Here is a 9,130-nt window from a genome sequence, read left to right as displayed (position 1 = left end):
CTCGTCCGGCTGCGGCCAACCGAGACTCGCGTCGCCAACCCGCCGCTGCTGCGGCTGCGGGCGGCGTGAAAATGAATTTTTCAGGGACGACTACCCAGCATCTGCCGCACACAACGCTGTTATGATAAAACGCTGCGTCGGAACCACGATGGCACGGTCTTCAAGAAACACTTTTTCACCGACGGTAAGCGCTCCCCACTGGCCAGTACCCTTGAATGAGCTGTATGCGCCAATGAAGCATGGAGCGCCGGCCCAGCCTCCCCGCAGCGGCGGCAGACCAAAGTTGCACTCGGAAGCCTCAACGGCCGCCTTGACGAGGTCCTGTAAAACCACCTTCTTGCTGGTTAGCAAGGTCCTGCACCGAACCCTGATGTGCTTACATCAACCTGTACAATCGTCGTCGGTGCCGAGCTGTCCTAAAAGGACACATGAATGAACAGACCATGAAAGCCCGGCGCCGCCGATGTCCGATGCTGTGACAGACGATGCCGTATGACCACCCGGGATATAACAGTTAAGACGATGCCTGGTGACGCCTATTTAAATCCGCCGGCCAGCACCTGGCTGAAGGCCCTTGCTTTTCTAAGCGGCTTCGCTGCCTTTCTCCCGATTGGCCTTGTCTATTTGACATGGATAGCATTTGCAATCGCAACAATTATTATCCCCGGCGATCCCCAAAAATATAAACCACTGCGCCATAAAATAATAATTCTCATATTCTTGCCAGCCCTATTGGCAACCGCATCGATCTTTATTCATGGCCCTCATGAACAGACCGCAACCAGAATTTTTCACGCCTATCGCTCGGGACTTGTGATAGCAATTGGTCTGATTGTCTTCCAGATGCAACGGGAGTGGGTCTTAAAGGGCCTTTTCACAGGATCCTCGCTTGCACTTATAATTATTATTATACATCGCGTCATTATCGACTTGCCACTTGCCAGTCCTTTCTACCATCTGCTACATAGCGATGGTAATGCTAGCAGTCAGAAAATGATCATGCTGGCGACGGTGAGCGGGATGGCATTCTGGCTGATGTTCATCGCAAAAGGGCGCAAGATTCAACTTCTCTATCTCGTATTCTGGCTGGTTTCGGCATGCACAGTTGCACTACACTCCATTTCTCGAAACGCATACCTTATCCTGCTGGCACTCCCCTTGGCCGCGCTTATTTATCGCTATAGACACCCCAAGGGCATATCAATTGCGGTCGCGCTGTCGATGGCACTGGGTTTAGCGGTATGGGTCGGGTCTGACACCGTGCGTTCAAGGTCGCATGACGCCATCAACGAAATTCAATCATTTTTGGAAAATGGAAACTACATTGGCTCGACCAGCGCCCGTGCGCGCATGATGTTGGAAGCCACTACTCAGATGCTAAACAATCCGCTCACTGGGACCGGCACGGGATCGTGGCTCGAACATTGGCGAGAAAAAGCTCGCGACGCACCGGAAGTTGCTGGACTGAACAACCCCCACAATGACTACCTGCTGGCAGGCATGGAGAATGGGATTCCAGGCCTGTTGGCGCTTGTCGGCCTGCTTGGTGCGTTCCTCTATGTCAACTGGAAGAACAACGACCACTGGGGGGGGTTGGGTTTTGTTGTTACGATATCGGTGATTATTACAGCCGCTGTCAATGCACCGTTCCGCGATGCTGTGATGGGCATGGCCTTGACCTGGATAATGGCGGTGTGTACCCGGCTGCCATCATCCTCAGGATACGATGTACACTCCCGACCCTGTCGCGAGTAACTTACCGTCTGCCCCCAAGAAGGACATGCGGGTGGAAGCGACACGCGAGCCCAAGCGCAGCGTTTCCGCGTGCAGCTCGAACGTGGCGCCGATGCCGGGGCGCAGGTAGTCGATGCGCAGGTCGATGGTACCCAGCTTGGCGAAGCGATGCAGCCGTTGCGCCGGCGGCTCGTCCATGTGGCGTGCGCCGATGGCGGCCATCACCGCCAGCCCCCCCATCGCGTCCAGGCCGGCGCTGATGACGCCGCCGTGGATGCGGTGGTAGGCGTAGTGTCCCACCAGCTCGGGACGCATGTCGATGCGCGCGCGCACTTGGTGCGGGGCGATTTCGGTGATCCGCAGGCCGAGCACCCGGTTGAAGACGATTTTGTCTTCAAATATCTCCCGCACGCCGGCGATGAACTCGGGCTCGAAGGCGATCGCGGGGTCAGGGGAAGCGTCACGTGTCATCGTGGGACCACCTTTCGGGGAACGATTATCGGGCACCTGGGCAAAGGCCGCCGCCCACGACGGACGTGGACGGCGGCCCCGGAGTGAGCCCGTCCGACCAAATGTCGGCCTGCGCGCCCCGCCGCTCAAAGGCGGCTGAAGTCGGGGGTGCGCTTTTCCAAAAAGGCGGCAAAGGCCTCTTTGGCCGCCGGTTCACGCAGCATGCGCCCAAAGATGGCGCCTTCTTCGGCCATGCGCTGCAGCACCGCGGCTTGCTGCGCGCCCTTCATCAGGCGCTTGGTTTCGACCAGCGACGTCAGCGGTTTGGCGGCCAGTTTGCGCGCCACCTGCTGGGTGTAGCCGTTGGTCTCGTGGGGCGGCAACACCTTGTTGACCAGGCCCACCTCCAGCGCCGCCTCGGCGTAGATGGGCTCGCCCAGCAGCAGCGCCTCGGCCGCGCGGTGGTAGCCAAACATCTGCGGCGCGATCAGGCTCGACGCGCCTTCGGCGCACAGCCCCAAGTTGACAAACGGCATCGAAAACGCCGCGTTGTCGCCCGCGTAGACCAAGTCGCAGTGGAACAACATCGTCGTCCCGATGCCAACGGCGGGTCCGCACACCGCCGCCAGCAGGGGCTTGGGGAAGGTCGCAATCGCCCGCAGAAAGCGAAACACGGGGCTGTCCGTGCCCGCCGGCGGTTGGTGGAGAAACTCCTCGATGTCGTTGCCGGCGCTGAACATGGCCTCTTGCCCCTGGATCACGACCACCCGCACGGCGGCGTCGTTGGCGGCGCGGTCCAGCGCTTCGGCCAGGGTGGCGTACATGGCGCTGGTCAGCGCGTTTTTGCGTTGCGGGCGGTTGAGGGTCAGGGTCAGCACACCGCCCTCGGTGTGCTGCAGGATGTCTTGGGTTGCGGTCACGGTGTCGCCTCCGGTGGTCGCGGGCATCATACCCGCTCGAAAATGCCGGCCGCCCCCTGCCCCATGCCGACGCACATGGTCACCATGCCGTAGCGCAACTGGTGGCGGCGCAGCGCGTGCACGACGGTGGCCGAGCGGATGGCGCCGGTGGCCCCCAGCGGGTGGCCCAGCGCGATGGCGCCGCCCATCGGGTTGACCTTGGCGGGATCCAGGCCAAGCTGGTTGATCACCGCCAGCGACTGCGCGGCGAACGCTTCGTTGAGCTCGATCCAGTCCAGGTCGTCTTGCTTGAGGCCGGCGGCCTTGAGCGCGGCGGGGATGGCTTCGATCGGACCGATGCCCATGATGTGCGGCGGCACCCCACGGCTGGCGTAACTGACAAAGCGCGCCAGCGGCTGCAGGCCAAAGCGCTTGACGGCGTCCTCGCTGGCCAGGATCAGGGCACCGGCGCCATCGGAGGTTTGCGAGCTGTTGCCGGCCGTCACCGTGCCCAGCCCCGTGGGCGTGCGGTCGGCGCGCCACGGCGTGGCAAAGACGGGCTTGAGCTTGGCGAGCGCTTCCAAGTTGGTGTCGGCGCGCGGGCCCTCGTCCAGCGTGACGGTGCGCGTGGTGGTGCGCACCTCGCCGCTGTCTAGGTCCAGCGTGCGCTCGACCACGTCCACCGGGGTGATTTCGTCGGCGAACTCGCCGGCCTGTTGCGCGCGGATGGCACGCTGGTGCGACTGCAGAGCAAACGCATCCTGCGCCTGGCGCGACACCTTCCACTGCTGAGCGACCTTTTCGGCGGTCAGGCCCATGCCGTAGGCGATACCGTAGTCCTCGACGTTGTCGAGGTTGGCGAAGATGCTGGGCGACAGGCTGGGCGTGTTGCCCATCATCGGCACCATGCTCATGCTCTCGACGCCGGCGGCGATCATCACATCGGCCTCGCCCACGCGGATGCGGTCGGCGGCCATTTGCACGGCGCTGAGGCCCGAGGCGCAAAAACGGTTGACGGTGATGCCACCCACGCTCTTGGGCAAGCCGGCCAGCACGGCGCCGACACGCGCGACGTTGAGGCCCTGCTGCGCCTCGGGGATGGCGCAGCCGCAAATCACGTCTTCGATGGCCGCGGGATCCAGCCCCGGCACCTGGCGCAGCGCCGCGCGCAGCACGTGCGCCAGCAGGTCGTCCGGGCGGGTCTGGCGAAAGTAGCCTTTGTGCGACTTGCCAATCGGCGTGCGCGTGGCCGCCACGATGTAGGCGTCTCTGAGGGATTTCATGCTCGTTTTCTCCGCATCCGGTTCAGTTGCGCAGCGGCTTGCCGTCGTTGAGCAAGGCCATGATGCGCTGCTGCGTCTTGGGCTGCACGATGAGCGCGCAAAACGCCTCGCGCTCCAGCTTCATCAGGTACTGCTCGTTGACCAACGTGCCTGGGTCGACGTCACCGCCGGTGACCACATGGGCGATGCGTTGCGCGATTTCGAAGTCGTAGGCGGTGATGAAGCCACCATCGCGCATGTTGACCAGTTGCCCCAGGATCGTGGCCTTGCCGCTGCGGCCCGCCACTGGGAACAGCCGCGGCAGCGGGGGGCGGTAGCCGGCTTCGCGCATCGCCTGCGCGGTGCGCAGCGCCACGTACAGCAGCTCGTCGCGGTGCGGCACCACGATGTCGCTGTCCAGCAAGTAGCCCAGCTTGCGGCTTTCCAAGGCGCTGGTGCCCACCGTGGCCATCGCGGCGGCCTTGAAGCCCTCGGTCAAGAACGGCAACAGGTCGGTGCCCGTCGACAAGCGGGCGTTTTCGGCGGCGCGGCGCGCGATGTAGGTCAGCCCACCGGCGCCGGGGATCAAGCCCACGCCCACTTCCACCAAACCCATGTAGCTTTCCATGTGCGCCACGCGCCGCGCGCAGTGCACGGCCAGCTCGCAGCCGCCGCCCAGCGCCATGCCGCGTACCGCCGCCACCGTGGGCACCTGAGCGTAGCGCAGGCGCAGCATCACGCGCTGCATTTCGGCTTCGACCGACTCGATGGCCTGCACCCCCATGGCGGCAAACGCCGGCAGCGTGGCTTGCAGGTCGGCCCCGACCGAAAACGGCTCATCACCCGACCACACCACCAGGCCGCCGAAGCGGGCTTCGGCCTCGTTCACCGCGCGGTCCAACCCTTCGACCACCGCCGGGCTGATGGCGTGCATTTTGGTCTTGAGGCTGGCGATCAGCACATCGTCCAGGCCCGCGCGCGGCAGCGTCCACAGGCGTATGGCGTCGTCTTCGTAGACGGTGGTGCCGTCGGTGCGCCAGTCGGGACCGGCCTCGCCCAGCACACGCTCGCGGTAGAGCTGGCGCGCGTGCACGGGCAGCGTGCGCGGCGGCTCGAAGCGGCCGGTGCTCGGGTTCCACGACCCTTCGGGCTGGTGCACACCGCCGCGTTCGGCCACCGGCCCCTCGAAGACCCAGGCCGGCAGCGGGACGCGGCACAGCGCCCGGCCGGCGTCGATGTCGTCTTGCACCATGCGGGCCACGTCCAGCCAGCCGGCTTCCTGCCACAGCTCGAACGGCCCCTGGCTCATGCCAAAGCCCCAGCGCATGGCCTGGTCGACGTCACGCGCCGTCTCGGCGATCGACTGCAGGTGCAGCGCCGCATAGTGGAAGCTGTTGCGCAGGATGGCCCACAGGAAGCGCCCCTGCGGCCCTTCGGCGTTGCGCAACAGGCGCAGCCGCTCGGGCGCGGGCTTTTTGAGCATGCGCCCGTACACCTCGTCGGCCTTGGCGCCCGCGGGCACGTACTCGCCGCTGGCCAGGTCGAAGCGCAGCACGTCGCGCCCAACCTTTTTGTAAAAGCCCGCCTTGGTCTTTTGGCCCAGGTGCCCCTTGTCCAGCAGGGCCTGCAGCACCTTGGGCGTGGCGAAGGTGTCGTAAAACGGGTCCAGCTCGGGGTTGAGCTGGGTTTGCATCGTGCGAATCACGTGCGCCAGCGTGTCAAGCCCCACCACGTCGGCGGTGCGGAACGTCCCGCTGGAGGCACGCCCCAGGCGCTTGCCGGTCAGGTCGTCGACGATGTCGAACGTCAGGCCGTAGCGTTCGGCCTCCACCATCGTGGACAGCATGCCGGCGATGCCGATGCGGTTGGCGATGAAGTTGGGCGTGTCCTTGGCGCGCACGACGTTTTTGCCCAGCGTCGTGGTGACAAACGCCTCGAGCTGGTCCAGCACCTCGGGGCGCGTGGCCGGGGTGGCGATCAGCTCCACCAGCGGCATGTAGCGCGGCGGGTTGAAAAAGTGGATGCCGCAAAAGCGCGCCCGCAGGCCGTCGGGCAACGGCTCGGCAAGCTGCCGGATCGACAGGCCCGAGGTGTTGGTGGCCAGGATGGTGTGTTGGCCCAGGTGCGGGGCGATGCGGGCGTACAGCTGGTGCTTCCAGTCCATGCGCTCGGCGATGGCCTCGATCACCAGGTCGCACTCGGCCAGCAGGCCCAGGTGCTCGTCGTAGTTGGCGGGCTGGATCAGCTCAGCCTCGTCGGCCACCCCCAGCGGGCTGGGCTTGAGTTTTTTCAGGTTGGCGATGGCTTGGCGGGCGATGGCGCTTTTGTCGCCGCCCTCTTTGGGCAGATCGAACAACACCACCGGCACACGGACGTTGACGAGGTGGGCCGCGATTTGCGCGCCCATCACGCCCGCGCCCAGCACCGCGACACGGCGAACTTGGAATTTGGACATGGATGGCATTCCTTGGTTGAACGGGGCGCGCTTGTTTTTATTGCACGCGCACCCAGGTTTGCGTGCGACCGATGAACAGGATCGAGCCGCGCACCTCCAGCTTGGCGCCGCCCTCGACCGGCGTCAGGCGCACGTTGTACGTCTTGCCGGTTTCGGGGTCGAGGATGCTGCCGCCTTCCCACACGTCTCTGCCGGGCACCTTGCGCACGCCGCGGATGATGTCCATGCCCAGGATCGGCTGGTCCTTGCGGTCGTCGGTGCATTCGGTGCAGCGACGGTTGGGGTCCGCGCCCTTGCGCAGCAGCTTGTCGATGCGGCCGGTCAGCACGCCGTCGTGCTCGGTGATGAGGACTTCGCTCTTGACCTCTTTGGTCTGGTCGTCGATGGTGTGCCAGCGGCCCACCGGCGTCATTTGCGCCCACGCGGGCAGGGCCACCAGCGCCGCCAACGCGGCCGGCATCAGGGTGCGCAGTGTCGTGTGCATCGGTCGTCTCCTCAGGGTGGGGCTGGCCTCAAATCCCCTCCACGCCCAGCGCGGCGTCGGTTTGCATCAGGTTGGCCACCCCCGCGCGGGCTTGACGCATCAGCGTGGCGGTCTCGGGGAACAGCCGCGCGAAGTAAAAGCGTGCCGTTTGCAGCTTGCCTTGGTAGAAGGGGTCGGTGCTGCCCGCGGCGATGGCCTTGAGCGCCGCCGACGCCATGCGCGCGAAGAAGTACGCAAACACCAGGTGCCCGGCCACACGCAGGTACGGCACCGCGGCCGCACCGGCTTCGTCAGGGTTTTGCAGCGCCTTGAAGCCGATTTCGGTGGTGAACTTGGTCATTTGCTCGGCCAACTGCGCCAGCGGGTTGATGAACTCGCTCATCTTCTCGTTGACGCCCTCCTCTTCGATGAGGGCCTGCACCAACTTGCCGAACTTTTTCAGCGTGGCGCCGTTGTTGGCCAGCACCTTGCGGCCCAGCAGGTCCAGGCTCTGCACCGTGTTGGTGCCTTCGTAGATCATGTTGATGCGGGCATCGCGCACGAACTGCTCCATGCCCCACTCTTTGATGTAGCCGTGCCCGCCGAACACCTGCAGGCACTCGTTGACCGCCACAAAGCCGTTGTCGGTCAAGAACGCCTTGGCGATCGGGGTCAGCAGCGCCAGCAGCTCGGCGCTGTCCTTGCGCACCTGCTCATCGGGGTGGTGCAGCTCATGGTCCAGCAGCAGCGCGCAGTAGATCAACAGCGCACGGCCGCCTTCGGCGTAAGCCTTGGCGGTCAGCAGCATGCGGCGCACGTCCGGGTGCACGATGATGGGGTCGGCCGGCTTGTCTTTGGCCTTGGGGCCCGAGAGGCTGCGCATCTGCAACCGATCCTTGGCGTAGGCCAGGGCGTTTTGGAACGCCACTTCGGTCAGGCCCACCGATTGGTTGCCCACCCCCAAGCGGGCCGCGTTCATCATCACGAACATGGCCTGCAGGCCCTTGTTGGGCTGGCCCACGAGCGTGCCCACCGCGCCGTCCAGAATCATCTGGCAGGTGGCGTTGCCGTGGATGCCCATCTTGTGCTCCAGGCCGCCGCAGTAAATGGCGTTGCGCTCGCCCAGCGAGCCATCCGGGTTGACCTTGTACTTGGGCACGACAAAGAGGCTGATACCCTTGGTGCCCGCCGGTGCGTCGGGCAGCCGCGCCAGCACCAGGTGCACGATGTTGGACGCCATGTCGTGCTCGCCGGCGCTGATGAAGATTTTTTGCCCGGTGAGCTTGTAGGTGCCGTCAGGTTGCGGTTCGGCCTTGGTGCGCAGCAAGCCCAGGTCGGTGCCGCAGTGCGGCTCGGTCAGGCACATGGTGCCGGTCCACTCGCCGCTGACCAGCTTGGGCAGGTACAGGCGCTTTTGCTCCTCGGTGCCGTGGGCGTGCAGGCACTCGTAGGCGCCGTGGCTCAGACCCGGGTACATCGTCCAGGCCTGGTTGGCGCTGTTGAGCATTTCGTAAAAGCACTGGTTGACCACGAACGGCAAGCCCTGCCCGCCATAAGCCGGGTCGCAACTCAGCGCCGGCCAGCCGCCAGCGACGTACTGCTCGTACGCGGCCTTGAAGCCGGTCGGCGTGGTGACCTCGTGCGTGGATTTGTCCAGGCGACAGCCTTCGGCGTCGCCGGTGATGTTGAGGGGGAACGTCACCTCGGCGGCGAACTTGCCACCCTCTTCCAGCACGGCGTTGATGGTGTCGGCGTCGACCTCGGCGTGCGGCGGGCACACCTTGAGTGCATCGACGACGCGAAACACCTCGTGCAACACGAATTGCATGTCGCGCAGGGGCGGGTTGTACTGGGGCATCGTGGGTCT

Annotated in this window: 7 protein-coding genes; 1 reads left to right on the top strand and 6 read right to left on the bottom strand. The window is 64.7% G+C overall.

Annotated features, from left to right (window positions below; genetic code table 11):
* Positions 1–492 precede the first annotated feature (492 nt).
* Positions 493–1,755 (top strand): O-antigen ligase family protein, encoded by a 1,263-nt coding sequence (locus tag EDC36_RS09040; protein ID WP_132962926.1) that lies wholly within the window; start codon positions 493–495, stop codon positions 1,753–1,755.
* On the opposite strand, the gene EDC36_RS09035 is transcribed toward EDC36_RS09040, so the two are convergent.
* The 6 genes from EDC36_RS09035 to EDC36_RS09010 all read right to left on the bottom strand — a co-directional run bounded on the left by EDC36_RS09035 (position 1,717) and on the right by EDC36_RS09010 (position 9,121).
* Complete coding sequence (locus tag EDC36_RS09035) at positions 1,717–2,205, bottom strand: thioesterase family protein (RefSeq protein ID WP_132962925.1); 489 nt, start codon at positions 2,203–2,205, stop codon at positions 1,717–1,719. The two genes, EDC36_RS09040 and EDC36_RS09035, sit on opposite strands and share 39 nt — an antisense overlap.
* Before the next feature lie 125 nt (positions 2,206–2,330).
* On the bottom strand, positions 2,331–3,104 hold the full coding sequence (locus EDC36_RS09030) for an enoyl-CoA hydratase (RefSeq protein WP_243646542.1): 774 nt from the start codon (positions 3,102–3,104) through the stop codon (positions 2,331–2,333).
* Positions 3,105–3,130: 26 nt separating this feature from the next.
* Positions 3,131–4,366 (bottom strand): acetyl-CoA C-acyltransferase, encoded by a 1,236-nt coding sequence (locus EDC36_RS09025; RefSeq protein ID WP_132962924.1) that lies wholly within the window; start codon positions 4,364–4,366, stop codon positions 3,131–3,133.
* A 22-nt stretch (positions 4,367–4,388) separates the two neighbouring features.
* A complete protein-coding gene (locus EDC36_RS09020; protein ID WP_132962923.1) occupies positions 4,389–6,800 on the bottom strand; it encodes a 3-hydroxyacyl-CoA dehydrogenase/enoyl-CoA hydratase family protein in 2,412 nt (803 codons plus the stop codon).
* A gap of 37 nt (positions 6,801–6,837) precedes the next feature.
* On the bottom strand, positions 6,838–7,284 hold the full coding sequence (locus EDC36_RS09015; RefSeq protein WP_390617001.1) for a DUF2147 domain-containing protein: 447 nt from the start codon (positions 7,282–7,284) through the stop codon (positions 6,838–6,840).
* Between the two features lie 28 nt (positions 7,285–7,312).
* Positions 7,313–9,121, bottom strand: coding sequence for an acyl-CoA dehydrogenase C-terminal domain-containing protein (locus EDC36_RS09010; protein ID WP_132962922.1), 1,809 nt, complete (start codon positions 9,119–9,121; stop codon positions 7,313–7,315).
* Positions 9,122–9,130: the final 9 nt, after the last annotated feature.

Origin of the sequence: Tepidimonas ignava (assembly GCF_004342625.1) — a bacterium.
Lineage (GTDB): Bacteria > Pseudomonadota > Gammaproteobacteria > Burkholderiales > Burkholderiaceae_C > Tepidimonas > Tepidimonas ignava.
The sequence above is the reverse complement of the archived record's forward strand: the minus strand, read 5'-3'. Positions and strand labels throughout refer to the sequence as shown.

What these genes read in the sequence shown, in the direction of transcription:
- EDC36_RS09040 (WP_132962926.1), top strand. Translation starts at nt 493, where the DNA reads ATGACCACCCGGGATATAACAGTTAAGACGATGCCTGGTGACGCCTAT.
- EDC36_RS09015 (WP_390617001.1), bottom strand. Translation starts at nt 7,284, where the DNA reads ATGCACACGACACTGCGCACCCTGATGCCGGCCGCGTTGGCGGCGCTG.
- EDC36_RS09010 (WP_132962922.1), bottom strand. Translation starts at nt 9,121, where the DNA reads ATGCCCCAGTACAACCCGCCCCTGCGCGACATGCAATTCGTGTTGCAC.
- EDC36_RS09035 (WP_132962925.1), bottom strand. Translation starts at nt 2,205, where the DNA reads ATGACACGTGACGCTTCCCCTGACCCCGCGATCGCCTTCGAGCCCGAG.
- EDC36_RS09020 (WP_132962923.1), bottom strand. Translation starts at nt 6,800, where the DNA reads ATGTCCAAATTCCAAGTTCGCCGTGTCGCGGTGCTGGGCGCGGGCGTG.
- EDC36_RS09025 (WP_132962924.1), bottom strand. Translation starts at nt 4,366, where the DNA reads ATGAAATCCCTCAGAGACGCCTACATCGTGGCGGCCACGCGCACGCCG.